Below are 18577 nucleotides of genomic sequence, written 5' to 3' on the forward strand. Positions count from 1 at the left end.
ATGCCGGGTATTCTACGCGCGAGGACGGAGCGGAAAAATAAGCAAAATGTGCAAAGTCTTTTGCGCTCAGCGCAATAATTCCTACCAGCTGACATGCACCTCAAAGCCTCCTTCAGGCGCATTGCCGAGCGAGACGCGCATCCCATGTAACGCCGCGATACGCTTAACGATAGATAACCCCAGCCCGCTGCCCGTCGCAGTCTGACCCGGCGGGCGATAGAAACGCTCGCCGAGACGCGCCAGCGCATCGGGCGAAATGCCCGGGCCGTTGTCGCGCACGGTAAAGCTCCGGGGATTCAGCGTCACGTCTATCACGCTGCCGCGCGGGCTGTAACGGGTGGCGTTATCAAGCAGGTTACGCACCAGCAGGCTCAGAAGCAGCTGCTGACCCGTGCGGGTCACCTCTTGCGCATTGATGTGCAGACGAATATCAATACCCGCCTGCTGCGCCGGAGGGTAGATATCCATTACCGCTGACTGCAGCAGGTCCGCCATCGCTATCTGTTCTACGCCGTCCAGGCTATCCAGCGAATCCAGGCGCGACAGGGTAAGAAGTTGATCTACCAGCCGGGACGCGCGGTCGATACCCGCGTGCAGCTGCGCCAGCGCTTTTTCCTGCGCCTGCGGATCGTCCTGAGAAAGCTGCGCCACGTCGGTTTGCACCTTCAGCGCCGCCAGCGGGCTGCGCAGCTCGTGGGCGGCGTCGGAGGTGAAGCGGCGCTCGCGGGTCATCATCTCCTGGGTACGGGCAAAAAGATGGTTCAGCGAGTCCAGCAGGGGGCGCACTTCTGCGGGCACGCCCTGAGTGGGCAGGGCATCGGTGGCGTCCGGCGAGCGGGAGCGCAGGGTCTGGGCCAGCTTTTTCAGGGGCCTCAGCTCCCGGCTCAGCAGGACAATCAGCAACAGCAGCATTACCGGCAGCGCCACCAGCCACGGCGTGAGCTGCGAGCTGACCACATCCAGCGCCATATCCTGCCGGTACTCCCACTCCTGGCCGACAACGACGCGGTATTTTCCGTCTGGCGACGTCAGCCACAGGAAACGCCATTTGTCGTTATCATCCTGCAAACGACCATCGTCAAAGCCGTCCCGACGATAGTGATACGGGATGTCACGACCGTTCTCACCGTCGTTAAGCACCATGTTGCCGCCAGTGGTGAAGATGGCGAAGGCCAGCGCATCGTCGTCCAGATGCCCGTGTTTGGCCTTTTTCGGCACCTCGCGCATGCGGTCCGGCGCGCGGAGTTCGTCCAGATCCATCGTCAGCAGACGTTTGGCAAACAGCATCTGCTGGGTGTCGAACAGCTTATCGAGCTTGTGGGTGGTCTGCTGCCACGCCACCAGGCTGGCGGCAAACCAGGCCGTCAGAGACAGCGCTAAAAAAAGAAGCGTCAGGCGCAGCTTCAGGCTCAGTTTCATGCGTCACCCAGGGTGTAGCCGATGCCGTGCACGGTGCGGATAAACTCGCTCCCGAGCTTGCGGCGTAAATGATGAACATGGACTTCCACGGCGTTGCTGGAGACATCATCGTCCCAGGTATAAAGCTTTTCCTCGATCAGCTTGCGCGGCAGCACCCGGCCCGCGTTGCGCATCAGCAGCTCCAGCAGGGCAAACTCTTTGGGCTTGAGCGTCAGTGTTCCGCCCTCCAGCGTGGCGACGAGGCTTGTCGGATCGAGCGTCACCTTGCCGTGACGCAGCTCGCTGCGGGTCTGGCCGTGGCTGCGGCGCACCAGCGCTTCCAGACGGGCCGCCACTTCAATCAGCGCGAACGGCTTGCAGAGATAATCGTCCGCACCGAGGCGCAGTCCTTCAACGCGCTGGTTCAGCGCATCCCGCGCGGTCAGGATCAGTACCGGCTCGCTGCGCCCGCTTTCGCGCCACGCGCGCAGGATCTCCAGACCGTCAATTTCCGGTAGGGTCAGGTCAAGCACCACGGCATCATAGGGCGCAGAAGAGAGCGCGGCCTGCCCGGTTTTCCCGTCGGTAAACCAGTCCACGCTAAAACCCAGTTTGCCTAAGCCTGCTTTGATGCCATCGCCGATTAACCTGTCGTCTTCTACCAGTAAAATGCGCATGTTCCCTCCTTGATGCCGTCAGTAAACCCTCTGTAAGCATCTGCTGTACAGTAAAAATAAATAAATTTTCCCCTTAAGAAGTTGTTAAGGTTTACCCTGTTTAATGGACTGCGAAACGACATTAAAGGGAGAGATGAAGATGAAAAAATACGCTGCAATGGCTGCCATCATGATGATGACCACTGCCCCTGTTTTTGCTGCGCAGAGTGGTTTTCACGGCCCCTCAGCCAATGAACCTCATACACAAGTTCAGCAGGGCGGTTTTGTCGATAACAACGCCAACCTGACCACCGCGGCAAAAGTGAAAGACCTGAAAGACGACAGCTGGGTGAAGCTGCGCGGGAACATTACCGAGCGCCTGTCCGATGACCGCTACACCTTCCGCGATGAGACCGGTACGGTAGTGGTAGAGATTGACCACAAGCGCTGGAACGGCGTGAGCGTTACCCCGCAGGATAAAGTGGAACTGCAGGGGAAAGTCGATAAAGACTGGAACGAGTTTGAAATCGACGTGAAGCAGGTTATTAAGCTGAACAAATAACCCGAAAAGGGCCGCATACGCGGCCCTTTTTCTTTGTGACTCAATTCGTCAGATGAGGTAGTATCTGCGGCAATATTGCCTGAAACCCTTCGGTTTCTGAGTTGAGGAATCACACGTAATGAGCGATATGGCAGAGCGCCTCGCGCTACATGAATTCACGGAAAACGCCTACCTGAACTACTCCATGTACGTCATCATGGACAGGGCGTTGCCGTTTATCGGGGATGGCCTGAAGCCCGTTCAGCGCCGCATCGTCTACGCGATGTCCGAACTGGGGCTGAACGCCACCGCCAAGTTCAAGAAATCCGCCCGTACCGTCGGTGACGTACTGGGTAAATACCATCCGCACGGCGACAGCGCCTGCTATGAAGCGATGGTATTGATGGCCCAGCCGTTCTCTTACCGCTACCCGCTGGTAGACGGGCAGGGGAACTGGGGTGCGCCGGACGATCCAAAATCCTTCGCGGCGATGCGTTATACCGAATCCCGCCTGTCTAAATATGCCGAAGTGCTGCTGGGCGAGCTGGGTCAGGGAACCGTTGACTGGGTACCAAACTTCGACGGTACGCTGCAGGAGCCGAAGATGCTGCCTGCGCGTCTGCCAAACATCCTGCTGAACGGCACCACCGGTATCGCGGTCGGCATGGCGACGGACATTCCGCCGCACAACCTGCGTGAAGTGGCGAAAGCCGCCATCACCCTTATCGAGCAGCCGAAAACCTCGCTCGACGATCTGCTGGATATCGTACAGGGGCCGGATTTCCCGACCGAAGCTGAGATCATCACCTCGCGCGCGGAAATCCGCAAAATTTACCAGAACGGCCGTGGCTCCGTGCGCATGCGCGCCGTGTGGAATAAAGAGGACGGCGCCGTGGTGATCACCGCGCTGCCGCACCAGGTATCCGGTGCCAAAGTGCTGGAGCAGATCGCCTCCCAGATGCGCAATAAAAAGCTGCCGATGGTGGATGACCTGCGCGATGAATCGGATCACGAGAACCCGACCCGTCTGGTGATCGTGCCGCGCTCGAACCGCGTGGACATGGAGCAGGTGATGAACCACCTGTTCGCCACCACCGATCTGGAAAAAAGCTACCGCATCAACCTGAACATGATTGGCCTCGATGGTCGCCCGGCGGTGAAAAACCTGCTGGAGATCCTCTCCGAATGGCTGACATTCCGCCGCGATACGGTACGCCGCCGTCTGAATCATCGTCTGGAGAAAGTGCTTAAGCGCCTGCATATCCTCGAAGGTTTGCTGGTGGCGTTCCTCAATATCGACGAAGTGATTGAGATCATCCGCACCGAGGACGAGCCGAAGCCGGCCCTGATGTCGCGCTTTGGCATCAGCGAAACCCAGGCCGAAGCGATCCTCGAACTGAAGCTGCGCCATCTCGCCAAACTGGAAGAGATGAAGATCCGCGGCGAGCAGAACGATCTTGAAAAAGAGCGCGATCAGCTGCAGGCGATCCTCGCCTCCGAGCGCAAGATGAACAACCTGCTGAAGAAAGAGCTGCAGGCCGATGCCGACGCTTTCGGCGATGACCGTCGTTCTCCGCTGCACGAGCGCGAAGAAGCGAAGGCGATGAACGAGCACGACATGCAGCCGTCCGAGCCGGTGACCATTGTCCTGTCGCAGAGCGGCTGGGTGCGCAGCGCCAAAGGCCACGATATCGACGCGCCGGGGCTGAGCTACAAAGCGGGCGACAGCTTCAAAGCGGCGGTGAAAGGTAAGAGCAACCAGCCTGTGGCCTTTATTGATTCCACCGGCCGCAGCTACGCCATCGACCCGATCACGCTGCCTTCCGCGCGCGGGCAGGGCGAGCCGCTCACCGGCAAGCTGACGCTGCCGCCGGGCGCAACGGTTGACCATATGCTGATGGAGGCCGACGACCAGAAGCTGCTGATGGCTTCCGATGCGGGTTACGGCTTTATCTGTACCTTTAACGACCTCGTGTCGCGCAACCGTGCCGGTAAGGCGCTGATCAGCCTGCCGGACAACGCGCACGTGATGGCGCCGCTGGTGATCGAGAATGAAAGCGACATGCTGCTGGCGATCACCTCTGCCGGACGTATGCTGATGTTCCCGGTCAGCGATCTGCCGGAGCTGTCGAAAGGTAAAGGCAACAAGATCATCAACATCCCGTCGGCGGAAGCCGCGAAAGGCGAAGATAGCCTGGCGCACCTCTTCCTTCTGCCGCCGCAGAGCACGCTGACCATTCACGTTGGCAAGCGTAAGATCAAACTGCGTCCGGAAGAGCTGCAGAAAGTGGTGGGCGAGCGCGGTCGTCGCGGTTCGCTGATGCGCGGTCTGCAGCGTATCGACCGCGTGGAGATTGATTCGCCTGCGCGCAGCAGCGCGGGTGACAGCGAAGAGTAATGTCGTCACACCCCCTCTGTCCGGAGGGGGTATTTCAATAAAATTTCCCGTAAAATCGTTGTTAATTCGTGCGTTGCGATTAACAATACGCGCTCGTAATAAAGTCCTTACCTGGCCACAGGTGAAGTATAATTGTCAGCTGTCAGGGCTTCAGAGGTCGCTATGCTATATATTGTTCGTCTTATTCTTACCGTTATCTACTGCATTCTGGTCTGTATTTTCGGCTCTATTTACTGCCTGTTCAGCCCGCGTAATCCGAAGCATGTTGCCACCTTTGGCCATATGTTCGGTCGCCTTGCGCCGCTGTTTGGTCTGAAGGTTGAAAAGCGCCTGCCTGAAGGGGCGGAGAATTTCGGTAATGCCATCTATATCGCCAACCATCAGAACAATTACGATATGGTGACGGCCTCCAATATTGTTCTGCCGCCAACCGTGACGGTGGGGAAAAAAAGCCTGCTGTGGATCCCGTTTTTTGGACAGCTGTACTGGCTGACCGGTAACCTGCTGATCGACCGTAACAACCGTGCAAAAGCGCACGGCACGATTGCCGAAGTGGTGAATCACTTTAAGAAACGCAGAATCTCAATCTGGATGTTCCCGGAAGGGACGCGCAGCCGTGGTCGCGGCCTGCTGCCGTTTAAAACCGGCGCGTTTCATGCCGCAATTGCGGCAGGTGTTCCAATTATTCCCGTGTGCGTTTCCAATACTTCTAATAAGATTAATCTTAACCGCCTGAATAATGGTCTGGTGATTGTCGAAATGCTGCCACCTGTCGATACCAGCAAATACGGTAAAGACCAGGTACGCGAGCTGGCAGCGCACTGCCGTGAGCTGATGGCTCAGCATATTGCGCTGCTCGATAAAGAAGTCGCAGAAAGAGAAGCCGCCGGTAAGGTTTAATCCGGCGTTAAAGGGAAAACGAATTCCCGCGTTGTTAGTCGTTTCAGATGGAGCTTATATGTCACTCAGTCGGCGTCAGTTTATTCAGGCTTCGGGGATTGCCCTTTGTGCGGGTGCGATGCCGCTGACAGCCAGCGCCGCCGGGCAGCAACAGCCGCTGCCCATTCCGCCGTTGATCGAATCCCGTCGCGGGCAGCCGCTTTTCCTCACGCTTCAGCGCAGCCACTGGTCCTTTACCCAGGGCACGCGCGCGCCGGTGTGGGGCATTAACGGGCGCTACCTCGGGCCGACCATCCGCGTGTGGAACGGGGATGACGTTAAGCTCATTTACAGCAACCGTACAGCCGAAAATGTCGCCATGACCATCAGCGGCTTACAGGTTCCGGGTCCGCTGATTGGCGGCGCGGCGCGAATGATGTCCCCCAATGCCGACTGGGCGCCCGTCCTGCCGATCCGCCAGAGCGCGGCAACCCTGTGGTATCACGCCAACACCCCTAACCGTACGGCGCAGCAGGTCTATAACGGTCTGGCCGGCATGTGGCTGGTGGAAGATGAGATCAGTAAATCGCTGCCGATCCCGAACCACTACGGTGTGGATGATTTTCCGGTCATTATTCAGGACAAACGTCTGGATAACTTCGGCACGCCGGAGTACAGCGAGCCAGGCAGCGGTGGTTTTGTTGGCGATACGCTGCTGGTTAACGGCGCGCAAAGTCCGTATGTCGAAGTGTCCCGTGGCTGGGTGCGCCTGCGCCTGCTCAACGCCTCTAACTCGCGTCGCTATCAGCTGCAGATGAGCGATGGCCGTCCGCTGCACGTGATCTCCGGCGACCAGGGCTTTTTACCCGCGCCGGTCTCCGTGAAACAGCTGGCGCTGGCGCCGGGAGAGCGTCGTGAAATTCTCGTGGATATGACCAACGGGGATGAAGTCTCTGTGACCTGCGGCGAAGCGGCGAGCATCGTTGACCGTATTCGCGGGTTCTTTGAGCCATCGAGCATTCTGGTTTCCACGCTGGTGTTAACCCTGCGTCCAACCGGCCTGCTGCCGCTGGTCACCGATAGCCTGCCGATGCGTCTGCTGCCGCAGGAAATTATGAGCGGCTCACCGGTGCGCAGCCGTGATATCAGCCTGGGCGACGATCCGGGCATCAACGGCGCGTTGTGGGATGTGAACCGTATTGATATCACCGCTCAGCAGGGAACGTGGGAGCGCTGGACGGTGCGTTCAGATATGCCGCAGTCGTTCCATATTGAAGGGGTGTCATTCCTGATCCGCAACGTCAACGGCGCGATGCCGTTCCCGGAAGATCGCGGCTGGAAGGATACCGTCTGGGTGGATGGTCAGGTCGAACTGCTCGTCTACTACGGCCAGCCTTCCTGGCCGCACTTCCCGTTCCTGTTCCACAGCCAGACGCTGGAGATGATGGACAGGGGCTCGGTAGGGCAGATGCTGGTGAATCCGGCGCCGTAACGTGCTTTTCTCCCTCTCCCTGTGGGAGAGGGTTGGGGTGAGGGCAACAGCCCGCATAATACCCCTTCATTTCCCACAATGTTCCAGCGTATAATCCCCGCCCTTTTGTCTATTTTTTCTTCGGAAGCATTATGAGCGCAATTTCCCTGATCCAGCCGGATCGCGACCTCTTCTCCTGGCCCCAGTACTGGGCAGCCTGCTTTGGACCGGCGCCGTTCCTGCCGATGTCCCGGGAAGAGATGGATCAACTGGGCTGGGACAGCTGCGACATCATTCTGGTCACGGGCGATGCCTACGTTGACCACCCGAGCTTCGGCATGGCCATCTGTGGCCGTATGCTTGAAGCGCAGGGCTTCCGCGTGGGGATCATCTCCCAGCCTGACTGGAACAGCAAAGACGACTTTATGCGTCTGGGTAAACCCAACCTGTTCTTCGGTGTTACCGCAGGCAACATGGACTCGATGATCAACCGCTATACCGCCGACCGCAAGCTGCGCCATGACGACGCCTACACGCCGGATAACGTGGCGGGTAAACGCCCGGACCGCGCGACCCTGGTCTATACCCAGCGCTGTAAAGAAGCCTGGAAAGACGTGCCGGTGATTCTGGGCGGCATCGAGGCGAGCCTGCGCCGCACCGCGCACTACGACTACTGGTCAGATACCGTTCGCCGCTCGGTGCTGGTGGACTCCAAGGCCGACATGCTGATTTACGGTAACGGCGAGCGTCCGCTGGTGGAAGTGGCGCACCGTCTGTCGCAGGGCGAGCCGGTGAGCAGCATCCGCGACGTGCGCAATACCGCCATCATGGTGAAAGAGGCGCTGCCGGGCTGGCGCGGGGTGGATTCCCGTATCATCGATATGCCGGGCAAAATCGACCCGATCCCGCACCCGTACGGCGAAGATCTGCCGTGTGCGGATAACAAGCCGGTTGAGCCGAAAAAAGCGGAAGCGAAGGCTATCGTTGTGCAGCCGCCGCGCCCGAAGCCGTGGGAAAAGACCTACGTGCTGCTGCCGTCCTACGAGAAGGTGAAAGCCGACAAGGTGCTCTACGCGCACGCGTCCCGTATTCTGCATCATGAAACCAACCCGGGCTGTGCCCGCGCGCTGATGCAGAAGCACGGCGAGCGCTTCATCTGGATCAACCCGCCGGCGATCCCGCTCTCTACCGAAGAGATGGACAGCGTCTTTGCGCTGCCTTACAAGCGCGTGCCGCACCCGGCGTACGGCAACGCCCGTATCCCGGCGTATGAGATGATCCGCTTCTCGATCAACATCATGCGTGGCTGCTTCGGCGGCTGTTCCTTCTGCTCCATTACCGAGCACGAAGGGCGTATTATCCAGAGCCGCTCGGAAGATTCGATCATCAATGAGATCGAAGCGATTCGCGACTCGGTGCCGGGCTTTACCGGCGTGATCTCCGATCTCGGTGGTCCAACCGCCAACATGTATATGCTGCGCTGCAAGTCACCGCGCGCGGAGCAGACCTGCCGTCGTCTCTCCTGCGTCTACCCGAGCATTTGCGAGCACATGGACACCAACCACGAGCCGACGATCAACCTCTACCGCCGCGCGCGCGATCTGAAGGGCATCAAAAAGATCCTCATCGCCTCCGGGGTGCGTTACGACATCGCCGTGGAAGATCCGCGCTACATCAAAGAGCTGGCGACGCACCACGTTGGCGGCTATCTGAAGATTGCACCGGAACACACTGAAGAAGGCCCGCTGTCGAAGATGATGAAGCCGGGCATGGGCAGCTATGACCGCTTTAAAGAGCTGTTCGATACCTATTCGAAGCAGGCCGGTAAAGAGCAGTATCTGATCCCATACTTCATCTCCGCGCACCCTGGCACGCGCGATGAAGACATGGTGAACCTGGCGCTGTGGCTGAAGCAGCGTCGATTCCGTCTGGATCAGGTGCAGAACTTCTATCCGTCACCGCTCGCCAACTCGACGACCATGTACTACACCGGCAAAAACCCGCTGAGTAAGATTGGCTACAAGAGTGAAGAGGTGGTGGTGCCAAAAGGGGATAAACAGCGTCGCCTGCATAAGGCGCTGCTGCGTTACCACGATCCGAAAAACTGGCCGCTGATCCGTCAGGCGCTGGAAGAGATGGGTAAAAAACACCTGATCGGCTCGCGCCGCGACTGCCTGGTCCCGGCTCCGACGCTGGATGAGATGCGCGAAGCGCGTCGCCAGAACCGTAATACGCGCCCGGCGCTGACCAAACATACGCCGATTGTGCATCAGCGTTCGAACGGCGGTGCGACGGGGACGAAAAAAACGGGAAAACGTAAGATCGGATAACGATGTTGCCCTCACCCTTCACCCAGCCCTCTCCCCATAGGGGAGAGGGTGTTCAGGTTCCCTCTCCCCTATGGGGAGAGGGTTAGGGTGAGGGGGAAAACTAACCGCCAAACTGATCCGGGTCCGGCCCAAGCCGCTTGCCCTTATCCAGCTTCGCAATTTCACCCAGCTCATCTTTGTCCAGACGGAAATCCCAGACGTCGAAGTTCTCGGCGATACGCGACGGCGTGACCGATTTCGGGATCACCACCAGGCCATTGTCCAGATGCCAGCGAATGACGATCTGCGCTGGGGTTTTGCCGTATTTATCCGCCAGGTCGCGGATGATTTTCTGGTCGAAAACGCCTTCGCCGCCCTGAGCCAGCGGGCTCCAGGACTCGGTCTGGATCTTGTGGGTGGCATTCCAGGCGTGAAGCTGGCGTTGCTGCAACAGCGGGTGCAGCTCGATCTGGTTAATCACCGGGGCGACGCCCGTTTCGTCAATCAGACGCTGCAGGTGATGCACCTGGAAGTTACAGACGCCGATGCTTTTCACCAGCCCCTCTTTCTGTAATTCAATCATCCCTTTCCAGGCGTCAACATAGTGATCGATAGCCGGAACTGGCCAGTGCATCAGGTACAGATCGACGAAATCGAGCTGGAGTTTCTCCAGGCTCTCCTGCAATGCTTCGCGCGGGCGTTTTTGATCGTCGTTCCACAGTTTGGTGGTGATGAACAGCTCATCGCGGGAGACGCCGGCGCTGGCCAGTGCGGTCCCCACGCCGTCCTCGTTTTTGTACGCGGCGGCGGTATCAATCGACCGATAGCCGACTTCCAGGGCTTTATGAATGGCGGAGACGACCTCGTCGTTACCGGCTTTCCATACACCTAGCCCCAGTTGGGGCATCACGTTGCCGTCCTGCAGCTTGATTACGGTTTGGTTTGCCATTTTTCCTCCTTCAGGTGCGCATCGTCGGAGGGGGACTCCGACGATGGGGTGTGCATTAAGTCTGGACGAAATGTCAAAAAACGAAAGTCGGGAGGGCAAAAACGCTTAGCGTGCCGCTTCGTAGATCCGGCGGCTGACGTCCAGCGTAATGTCGCCGTGTTCGCCCAGCTGGGTCATGCCGTGTTCTTCGAGTTTCGCCAGCAGAGCAGGGATGGAGCTGCCGTCCAGGCCATAGCCAGACAGACGCGTTGGCACGCCCAGGCTCTCAAAGAAGTTACGGGTCGCTTCGATGGCGGCATCAATACGCGCGTCGTCAGAACCCTCGGTGATGTTCCATACGCGCTCGGCGTACTGCAGCAGTTTGGCACGCTTGGCGTCGCGTTTTTCGTTCCACAGCGCAGGCAGGACAACGGCCAGCGTCTGAGCGTGATCGAGGCCGTGCATTGCCGTCAGCTCGTGGCCCAGCATGTGGGTCGCCCAGTCCTGCGGTACGCCAGCGCCGATCAGGCCGTTCAGCGCCTGCGTTGCCGCCCACATGACGTTGGCACGCACGTCGTAGTTTTCCGGCTCTTTCAGCGCTTTCGGACCGTCTTCGACGAGCGTCAGCAGAATGCCTTCCGCGAAGCGATCCTGAATTTTGGCATTCACCGGATACGTTACGTATTGCTCAACGGTATGCACAAAGGCGTCGACCACCCCGTTCGCTACCTGACGCGCAGGCAGGGTGTAGGTGTACACCGGGTCCAGGATCGCGAACACGGGCTGAACGTGCTCGTTCATAAAGGCTTGTTTGTCGCCGGTGGTTTTGCGGGAAATAACCGCGCCCTTGTTAGATTCAGAGCCGGTCGCTGGCAGGGTCAGCACGGAGCCCATCGGGATCGCGCTTTTAATGTCACTGCCGCGGGTTTCCAGAATGTGCCACGGGTCAACGCCATCAGCGTAGTGCGCTGCCGCCGCGATGAACTTGGTGCCGTCCAGCACGGAGCCGCCGCCGACGGCGAGCAGGAAGGTAATGTTTTCTTCGCGGGCGATTTTCACCGCGTTCATCAGCGTTTCGTAAGAGGGGTTTGGCTCAATGCCACCGAACTCACGCACGTCCAGACCGTCCAGGGCGCTGTAAACCTGATCCAGCACGCCGGTTTTTTTCACGCTGCCGCCACCGTAGGTGATCAGTACGCGGGCATCAGCGGGGATTTGCGCGCGCAGATCGGCGATGGCGTCTTTACCAAACAGAATGCGGGTTGGGGTGTGAAGATTAAAGTTGTTCATTGCTCGTTCCCTTTAGTGGGTGAAAAACCGTGGTGGCGCGGGTGGCTACCTGATGCTGCTCATTGTGGCTGCCCGGGGCTATCCTCTCAATGCACATTCCTGCCGATGTCTTGCCCATTTCTACAGAGCGCTGGAGAAACTTCGGAAAAATGCGCAGACTGTGAGGGTCGGAAACCGTACCCGGAGTAATGCAATATGAACCGTGAAACCATCTGTCTTCAGCTCACTTCGCAAATTAAACATTTGATAGATAAGGAAAATGATGTGAGCAATCTGCTGCCAGACATTCGCCTGCTCTACGGCACGCAGCCCGGGACGCGTACGCCGGTGATGTACCAGCCGGGCATCGTTTTTCTCTTTTCGGGCCATAAAATTGGCTATATCAACGAGCGCGTGTTTCGCTACGACACCAATGAATACCTGCTCCTGACAGTACCTTTACCCTTCGAATGTGAAACCTTCGCGACAGAGGCGGTTCCGCTGGCCGGTATTCGCGTCAACGTCGATATTCTTCAATTGCAGGAGCTGCTGATGGAGATTGGCGAAGACGAGCTTTTCCAGCCGTCGATGGCCTCAAGCGGGATTAACTCGGCAACGCTGTCGGAAGAGATCCTCTGCGCGATAGAGCGTCTACTGGATGTAATGGAGAGGCCGCTGGACGCGCGTATTCTCGGCAAGCAGATTATCCGCGAAATTCTTTACCATGTGCTGCTGGGGCCGGGAGGCGGTGCGTTACTCGCGCTGGTGAGCCGACAGACCCACTTCAGCCTGATCAGCCGCGTGCTCAAGCGTATCGAAAGTCAGTACACGGAGAACCTCAGCGTTGACCAGCTGGCGGCGGAAGCGAACATGAGCGTTTCGGCGTTTCACCATAACTTTAAATCGGTGACCAGCACCTCGCCGTTGCAGTACCTCAAAACCTACCGGCTGCATAAGGCGCGGATGCTGATGATCCACGACGGCATGAAGGCCAGCGCGGCGGCAATGCGAGTAGGTTACGAAAGCGCGTCGCAGTTCAGTCGGGAGTTTAAGCGCTATTTCGGCGTCACGCCGGGAGAAGATGCGTCGCGCATCCGAACCATGCAGGGAGCTTAGGCTTTTTTCCCTCTCCCCTGCGGGGAGAGGGGAAGGGGTTCAGGCGCTGCAGTACTTTTTCTTAATCACCACCGCAATCGTCCCCACCAGGCCTGCGACCAGCAGGAAGATCGGCAGCACCATCAGGAAGGTCATCACCTGATCTTCATGGTGTTTCACAAAGGGGATCATGTTTAGCGCGTAGCCGAGCGTGGTCACCACGCCAACCCACAGCAGGGCGCTCAGCCAGTTGAAGAACTGGAAGCGGCGGTTGGACAGGCCGGAAATGCCAGCCATGGTAGGCAGAAGGGTGCGAACGAACGCGAGGAACCGCCCGGCCAGCAGCGCCAGCAGGCCATGCCTGTCGAACATGCAGGTCGCGCGCTGATGATACTTGTGCGGCAACTGCGCCAGCCAGCCTTTCACGACGCGCGTGTTACCCAGCCAGCGGCCCTGTAAATAGCTCAGCCAGCAGCCCAGGCTGGCGGCTGACGTGAGGATCACCATCGTTGGCGTGAAGTCCATCACCCCTTTACCGATTAACGCGCCTGCGAGCAGAAGCAGGCTATCACCGGGGAGGAACGAGGCTGGCAGTAATCCATTTTCCAGAAACAGCGTCGCGAACATCACGAAGTAAACAATCCCCACGACGTGCGGATCCGCCAGCGCGGCAAAATCGTGTTGCCAGAGCGCCGCAATAATATCTTGAATAACAGCCATGGACTTTCCTGTGGAACAGCAGATATAACGCTATTGTACTCCTGAATTGACCCGCTGGGGTTGATCGCGGACGCAACTCATGCAGACTTTTCTGCTTGCAGTGTTCACAAAAACGTCCAGGAGTACATTTTCAGCCTGCACTCTACACGATACGTTCAAACCCTGCTGACAAATCCGCAATTAAATCTTCCACACTTTCTAAACCGATATGCAATCTGATCAGCGTGCCGCTGAAATCGACCTCACCGCCGGGGCGCAGGGCTGCCATCTGCTCCGGCTGGTTAGGCAGGATCAGAGATTCAAAGCCGCCCCAGGAGTAGGCCATGCTGAAGAGGGTAAAGTTATCCAGATAGCTTGCCAGCTCGTCGTTATTAAGCCGTTTTTTAAGCACGAACGAGAACAGCCCGCTGCTGCCCGTAAAGTCACGTTGCCAGAATTCGTGTCCTTTGCTGCCTGGTAACGCGGGGTGATTCACGCGCTCAACCTGCGGATGCTGCGCCAGCCACTCAGCGATTTTCAGGCTACTTTCATGATGCTGACGCAGGCGAACCCCCAGCGTGCGGAGACCGCGGCTGGTCATATAGGCCGTGTCTGCGTCGACCATTTGCCCCATCAGATAGGCGTTTTCCCGCAGCTGGTCCCAGCAGCGCGCATTGGAGACTGCGGTGCCAATCATGCCGTCCGAATGGCCGATCAGGTATTTGGTTGCCGCCTGAATCGAGATATCAATGTCGAATTCCAGCGCCTTAAACAGCACGCCCGCCGCCCAGGTGTTATCGATCATGATGATGGCTTCTGGCGCTTTGCTGCGCACGGCCTTCACGATAGCGGGCACGTCGTGCACTTCCATGGTGATGGAGCCGGGAGACTCCAGGAACACAATGCGCGTGTTTGGCTGAATACGTTCGGCAATGTCTGCCCCAATTAGCGGGTCGAACCAGCCGGTGGTCACGCCGAGTTTGCTGAGGATTTTGGTGCAGAAGTCCTGGCTTGGCTCGTAGGCGGTGTTGGTCATCAGGATATGGTCACCCTGTTCCACAAACGCCAGAATAGTGTTAGCCACCGCCGCCGCGCCGCACGGGAACAGCGCGCAGCCTGCGCCGCCTTCCAGCTCGCACATCGCTTCCTGGAGTGAAAAATGGGTTAGCGTGCCGCGACGGCCATAAAACAGCCCACCTTTTGCGCGGTTACGCGTGGCGATTTTTTTATCCTCAACGGTGTCAAACACCAGCGAGGAGGCGCGTTGAATCACGCTGTTGACCGATCCCTGAGTGTATTTCTTGCTGCGTCCCGCCTGCACCAGCGTGGTATCAAGATGCTTTTTTGTCATGTTCGCTAATCCTGTTTTTATACGTCTGGACGTCCAGACTACCACGATTGTAAAAATCTGCACCCGCAGGCTTATCGAATAAGCAGAAAATATTAGCAAAAATCAGCATAAGAAATTTTTACTGCGTAAGCGCAAGGAAAGTGAACGAAAATTGCGGCACTATGTAAATACTAATGAGAACTACTATCAATTCGACGACGTTTTGATATTATTACGGTCAGAATTTGTGATTTGCGTCCTGGAGATACAGAGTGGGTAATAATTTGATGCAGACGGATCTCTCCGTTTGGGGCATGTACCATCATGCTGACATCGTGGTTAAGATTGTGATGATCGGCCTGATTCTGGCGTCCGTTGTCACCTGGGCTATTTTCTTCAGCAAAAGTGCCGAGCTGCTTTCACAGAAGCGTCGCCTCAAGCGGGAACAGCAGCAGCTGGCCGAAGCCCGCACCCTGGATCAGGCTTCTGATATGACCTCATCCTTCCACGCAAAAAGCCTGACCACTCTGTTAGTGAATGAAGCGCAGAACGAGCTGGAACTCTCCGCAGGCAGTGAAGATAACGAAGGCATTAAAGAGCGTACCGGCTTCCGCCTGGAGCGTCGCGTTGCGGCCGTTGGCCGACATATGGGGCGCGGGAATGGTTATCTGGCGACCATCGGGGCGATCTCGCCGTTTATCGGTCTTTTCGGTACCGTCTGGGGCATCATGAACAGCTTCATCGGCATCGCACAGACGCAGACTACCAACCTGGCGGTGGTTGCGCCGGGCATCGCAGAAGCGCTGCTGGCAACGGCGATCGGCCTGGTCGCGGCGATTCCGGCGGTGGTTATCTATAACATCTTCGCGCGTATGATTGGCAGCTACAAAGCGACCCTCGGCGACGTTGCCGCTCAGGTTCTGCTGCTGCAAAGCCGCGATCTTGACCTGAACGCCAGCGGCGCTAAGCCGGTGCACGCGGCGTCCAAACTGCGCGTAGGTTAATGTTATGGCGATGCGTCTAAACGAAAATCTGGACGATAACGGCGAAATGCATGAAATCAACGTGACGCCGTTTATCGACGTCATGCTGGTTCTGCTGATTATCTTTATGGTGGCAGCACCCCTGGCGACGGTCGACGTGAAGGTAAACCTGCCGGCCTCCTCCAGCCAGCCGCAGCCGCGCCCGGAAAAGCCTATCTATCTGTCGGTAAAAGCGGATAAATCAATGTTCCTGGGCAACGACCCGGTGACGGATGCTTCCGTTATTCCGGCGCTGGACCAGCTTACCGGCGGCAAGAAAGACACCACCGTTTTCTTCCGTGCGGACAAAACTGTCGATTACGAAACCATGATGAAGGTAATGGACACGCTGCATCAGGCGGGTTATCTGAAGATTGGGCTGGTCGGCGAAGAGAAAGCGGCCAAAAAATAGAAAAGAAGCTGGCGAAAGCCGGCTTTTTTGTTTGTTGTTACGCTAAATTTTTATTATTTTCTGCTGTATATCCTCACCCTTCATATTTCTTAATCAATAAAGCCACGATTAATAATCTGTTGATAGTTAAGTAAATATCAATATTCGGCTGCGCCATAAAAATATATCTTTTGCTTAAATGACGTCGTGGAATATACCCACTACGCTTAAAACAGATAATAAAAACATACCTTCTTTGAAGGGCTTAATTCACCTGCACAGCAAGAGACTCCCTATGGCTATCACGACAGGGCTGCGTCCTCACGCGCCATCACGCGATCTTATCTCCTTAACGGCAATCCGTCGGCGTGCCGACCGCTTAATTCTGGTTCTGGTCTGGGCGCTATGGGCAGTGTCGCTCGGGGTGGGCTATATGAATGACAATCTGGTTCAGGGGGCGGCGGCAGGGACTCTGCTGGCGCTCTTTTCCACGGTAATGACGCTATGGTTCCCCGGCGCCCTGCTGCTGCATCTGAGTTCTGCGTTTGTGCTGATGGCCTTTTCTGCGTTGCTGATCCAACTGGGGGAGGGGGAGACCGAATACCACTTCTCTGTTTTCGTCCTGCTCTCCGCATTGCTGGCCTGGCGGGACTGGCGGCCCCTGGTGATGGGGGCTGCGGTCATCGCATTACATCATTTGATATTTAACTACCTGCAGGAAAACGATCTCTACGGTGTCGTGGTTTTCACCCACACGGGCTTTCATATGGTGGTGTTTCACGGGCTGTTTGTGGTGGCTCAGACCGCTATCCTGGTTCTGCTGGCGGTGAGAATGGAGCAGGATGCCCGCTCGGCGAGCGAGGTGGCAAGCCTTGCGGGCGTGATCAACCGCGAACCGGGATATCTGACGCTCGCCGTCGATGCGATGCCCGCCGAGTCCCCTTTTGCGCGCACGTTTAGCCTGACGCTTGGCACTATGCGATCCACGCTTGAACAGGTCAGCGCTAACATTGGACAATTGCTGGAGGCGTCGCGTGCGCTGGGTCAGCGCAATAACGCGCTGTCGGAACGCACCGAACATCAGGCCAGTTCGCTGGCAACGGCAGCCAGCGCTATGGAACAGCTCAGAGCGGTTGCCACCCTGACCAGCGAAAAGGCCAGCCTTGTCAGAGAGGTCGCGCTCAGCACCAGTCACGTGGCAGAGCAGGGCGGCAACAACGTACGTCAGGCGATCGCGGCGATGGAGCAGATCCGCGAGGAGTCGCAGCGCATCTACGCCATTCTGGAGATGATTGACGGCATCGCGTTCCAGACGAATATTCTGTCGCTCAACGCCTCGGTCGAAGCTGCCAGAGCGGGTGAGCACGGCAAAGGGTTTGCGGTGGTGGCCTCTGAAGTGCGCATGCTGGCCCAGCGCAGTGAGGGGGCGGCAAAAGATATCCGTCAGCTTCTGACCGCATCGCAGGCAACCACCCAGCATGGCGTCGAGCAGGTGGAGCACGCCGGGTTAACGATGAGGTCGATCATTGAGAGCATCGAAGGGCTTCGCTCCCTGCTGGAGGAGCTTTCGCAGATGAGTGAACAACAGCGGGCGAGCATCGCACAGATGAACGACAGCATTGCCAGCATTGATGCCAGCGTGCAGGAGAACGTGCGTCACGTAGCGCAAACATTGCAGGTTGCGGAGCAGCAGCGTCAGCAGACGGGTCAGTTAAAAGAGGCGATTGCCGTATTCAGATTTAATTAGCTTTGCGGTGTTGAGGAGGCGCTGGCGTCAACTGCCAGCGCGTCTTCATCGAGCGCAACGCAGGTGACGTTTGACGTACGGTACTTTCCCTCTGACAGTTTGCGCGTCAGGCGCAGGGTGGCGATTTCTCTGGCAAGCAGATACTGATAGTTGGCCTCAAGGCGCCCCAGTAGCTTCTCTTTCAGCTCGGGTCGTTGCTCAATGATGGCATTCATCACGGCACCGTAAATCTCTTCTTTGACCTGCAGGGGATAAATCTCGCGGCGATTCTGCCATTTCAGACGCACCAGCGTGGCCGGGATCGATACCAGATCCTGGGTAATACGCGTCATCTCGTCATTTTTAGTGTTTCTTAAGGCTTCGAGATTTTGCTTTAAGATAAATTCATCACTTTTTTTATCATCTAAAGTCAAATAAACGTCGTTATCTTTAACTTCTTTCACG

At 57.4% G+C, this 18577-nt stretch carries 16 protein-coding genes; 9 read left to right on the forward strand and 7 right to left on the reverse strand.

Annotated features, from left to right (window positions below; genetic code table 11):
• Positions 1–81: 81 nt before the first annotated feature.
• Together qseC and qseB are read right to left on the reverse strand one after the other, a co-directional pair.
• Positions 82–1419 (reverse strand): quorum sensing histidine kinase QseC, encoded by a 1338-nt coding sequence (gene qseC / locus ACWKXT_RS17070; protein WP_454527534.1) that lies wholly within the window; start codon positions 1417–1419, stop codon positions 82–84.
• Positions 1416–2075: a quorum sensing response regulator transcription factor QseB gene (gene qseB / locus ACWKXT_RS17075; RefSeq protein WP_454527533.1), complete on the reverse strand. Its 660-nt coding sequence runs from the start codon at positions 2073–2075 to the stop codon at positions 1416–1418. The genes qseC and qseB overlap by 4 nt, the downstream gene beginning before the upstream one ends.
• 139 nt (positions 2076–2214) lie before the next feature.
• Between qseB and ACWKXT_RS17080 the strand changes: the two genes are divergently transcribed.
• The 5 genes from ACWKXT_RS17080 to ACWKXT_RS17100 all read left to right on the forward strand — a co-directional run bounded on the left by ACWKXT_RS17080 (position 2215) and on the right by ACWKXT_RS17100 (position 9673).
• Positions 2215–2616 (forward strand): YgiW/YdeI family stress tolerance OB fold protein, encoded by a 402-nt coding sequence (locus ACWKXT_RS17080; RefSeq protein WP_454527532.1) that lies wholly within the window; start codon positions 2215–2217, stop codon positions 2614–2616.
• Between the two features lie 118 nt (positions 2617–2734).
• The gene (parC, locus tag ACWKXT_RS17085; RefSeq protein ID WP_454527531.1) at positions 2735–4993 is read left to right on the forward strand and encodes a DNA topoisomerase IV subunit A; all 2259 of its coding nucleotides are present in this window, start codon (positions 2735–2737) and stop codon (positions 4991–4993) included.
• 162 nt (positions 4994–5155) lie between these two features.
• A complete protein-coding gene (gene plsC, locus ACWKXT_RS17090; protein WP_028014424.1) occupies positions 5156–5893 on the forward strand; it encodes a 1-acylglycerol-3-phosphate O-acyltransferase in 738 nt (245 codons plus the stop codon).
• Positions 5894–5951: 58 nt separating this feature from the next.
• Positions 5952–7364, forward strand: a complete 1413-nt coding sequence (ftsP, locus tag ACWKXT_RS17095; protein ID WP_080328206.1) for a cell division protein FtsP — start codon at positions 5952–5954, stop codon at positions 7362–7364.
• 131 nt (positions 7365–7495) lie between these two features.
• The gene (locus ACWKXT_RS17100) at positions 7496–9673 is read left to right on the forward strand and encodes a YgiQ family radical SAM protein (protein ID WP_454527530.1); all 2178 of its coding nucleotides are present in this window, start codon (positions 7496–7498) and stop codon (positions 9671–9673) included.
• 100 nt (positions 9674–9773) lie between these two features.
• Here the strand turns inward: ACWKXT_RS17100 and dkgA are convergent, their stop codons facing one another.
• Both dkgA and yqhD read right to left on the reverse strand, forming a co-directional pair.
• Positions 9774–10601 (reverse strand): 2,5-didehydrogluconate reductase DkgA, encoded by an 828-nt coding sequence (gene dkgA / locus ACWKXT_RS17105; RefSeq protein WP_454532984.1) that lies wholly within the window; start codon positions 10599–10601, stop codon positions 9774–9776.
• A 105-nt stretch (positions 10602–10706) separates the two neighbouring features.
• Positions 10707–11870: an alcohol dehydrogenase gene (gene yqhD / locus ACWKXT_RS17110; protein ID WP_454527528.1), complete on the reverse strand. Its 1164-nt coding sequence runs from the start codon at positions 11868–11870 to the stop codon at positions 10707–10709.
• A gap of 195 nt (positions 11871–12065) precedes the next feature.
• Between yqhD and ACWKXT_RS17115 the strand changes: the two genes are divergently transcribed.
• Entirely contained in the window at positions 12066–12965 is a 900-nt protein-coding gene (locus ACWKXT_RS17115; protein WP_454527527.1) for an AraC family transcriptional regulator, read from the forward strand.
• 39 nt (positions 12966–13004) lie between these two features.
• Here ACWKXT_RS17115 and yghB read toward each other — a convergent pair whose 3' ends face one another.
• Positions 13005–13664 carry a DedA family general envelope maintenance protein YghB gene (yghB, locus tag ACWKXT_RS17120; RefSeq protein ID WP_080328201.1) on the reverse strand — a complete coding sequence of 220 codons (660 nt, stop codon included), beginning with the start codon at positions 13662–13664 and terminating at the stop codon, positions 13005–13007.
• Between the two features lie 142 nt (positions 13665–13806).
• A complete protein-coding gene (metC, locus tag ACWKXT_RS17125) occupies positions 13807–14994 on the reverse strand; it encodes a cystathionine beta-lyase (RefSeq protein WP_454527526.1) in 1188 nt (395 codons plus the stop codon).
• Positions 14995–15245: 251 nt separating this feature from the next.
• Here metC and exbB point away from each other — a divergent pair, with 251 nt between their 5' ends.
• From exbB to ACWKXT_RS17140, 3 genes are all read left to right on the forward strand, one after another.
• Positions 15246–15977: a tol-pal system-associated acyl-CoA thioesterase gene (exbB, locus tag ACWKXT_RS17130; RefSeq protein ID WP_119916383.1), complete on the forward strand. Its 732-nt coding sequence runs from the start codon at positions 15246–15248 to the stop codon at positions 15975–15977.
• 4 nt (positions 15978–15981) lie between these two features.
• The gene (gene exbD, locus ACWKXT_RS17135; protein ID WP_014885232.1) at positions 15982–16407 is read left to right on the forward strand and encodes a TonB system transport protein ExbD; all 426 of its coding nucleotides are present in this window, start codon (positions 15982–15984) and stop codon (positions 16405–16407) included.
• Between the two features lie 274 nt (positions 16408–16681).
• Positions 16682–18133 carry a methyl-accepting chemotaxis protein gene (locus tag ACWKXT_RS17140; protein WP_454532985.1) on the forward strand — a complete coding sequence of 484 codons (1452 nt, stop codon included), beginning with the start codon at positions 16682–16684 and terminating at the stop codon, positions 18131–18133.
• Here ACWKXT_RS17140 and ACWKXT_RS17145 read toward each other — a convergent pair.
• A complete protein-coding gene (locus ACWKXT_RS17145) occupies positions 18130–18576 on the reverse strand; it encodes a cytoplasmic protein (RefSeq protein WP_454527524.1) in 447 nt (148 codons plus the stop codon). The genes ACWKXT_RS17140 and ACWKXT_RS17145 overlap by 4 nt on opposite strands.
• Position 18577: the final 1 nt, after the last annotated feature.

The organism is Enterobacter sp. UPMP701 (assembly GCF_053709515.1).

Excerpts from the sequence above, each read along its gene's own strand:
- yghB (WP_080328201.1), bottom strand. The coding sequence starts at position 13,664 with ATGGCTGTTATTCAAGATATTATTGCGGCGCTCTGGCAACACGATTTT.
- exbD (WP_014885232.1), top strand. The coding sequence starts at position 15,982 with ATGGCGATGCGTCTAAACGAAAATCTGGACGATAACGGCGAAATGCAT.
- parC (WP_454527531.1), top strand. The coding sequence starts at position 2,735 with ATGAGCGATATGGCAGAGCGCCTCGCGCTACATGAATTCACGGAAAAC.
- ACWKXT_RS17140 (WP_454532985.1), top strand. The coding sequence starts at position 16,682 with ATGGCTATCACGACAGGGCTGCGTCCTCACGCGCCATCACGCGATCTT.
- ACWKXT_RS17080 (WP_454527532.1), top strand. The coding sequence starts at position 2,215 with ATGAAAAAATACGCTGCAATGGCTGCCATCATGATGATGACCACTGCC.
- yqhD (WP_454527528.1), bottom strand. The coding sequence starts at position 11,870 with ATGAACAACTTTAATCTTCACACCCCAACCCGCATTCTGTTTGGTAAA.
- metC (WP_454527526.1), bottom strand. The coding sequence starts at position 14,994 with ATGACAAAAAAGCATCTTGATACCACGCTGGTGCAGGCGGGACGCAGC.
- ftsP (WP_080328206.1), top strand. The coding sequence starts at position 5,952 with ATGTCACTCAGTCGGCGTCAGTTTATTCAGGCTTCGGGGATTGCCCTT.
- qseC (WP_454527534.1), bottom strand. The coding sequence starts at position 1,419 with ATGAAACTGAGCCTGAAGCTGCGCCTGACGCTTCTTTTTTTAGCGCTG.
- qseB (WP_454527533.1), bottom strand. The coding sequence starts at position 2,075 with ATGCGCATTTTACTGGTAGAAGACGACAGGTTAATCGGCGATGGCATC.
- ACWKXT_RS17100 (WP_454527530.1), top strand. The coding sequence starts at position 7,496 with ATGAGCGCAATTTCCCTGATCCAGCCGGATCGCGACCTCTTCTCCTGG.
- ACWKXT_RS17115 (WP_454527527.1), top strand. The coding sequence starts at position 12,066 with ATGAACCGTGAAACCATCTGTCTTCAGCTCACTTCGCAAATTAAACAT.
- dkgA (WP_454532984.1), bottom strand. The coding sequence starts at position 10,601 with ATGGCAAACCAAACCGTAATCAAGCTGCAGGACGGCAACGTGATGCCC.
- plsC (WP_028014424.1), top strand. The coding sequence starts at position 5,156 with ATGCTATATATTGTTCGTCTTATTCTTACCGTTATCTACTGCATTCTG.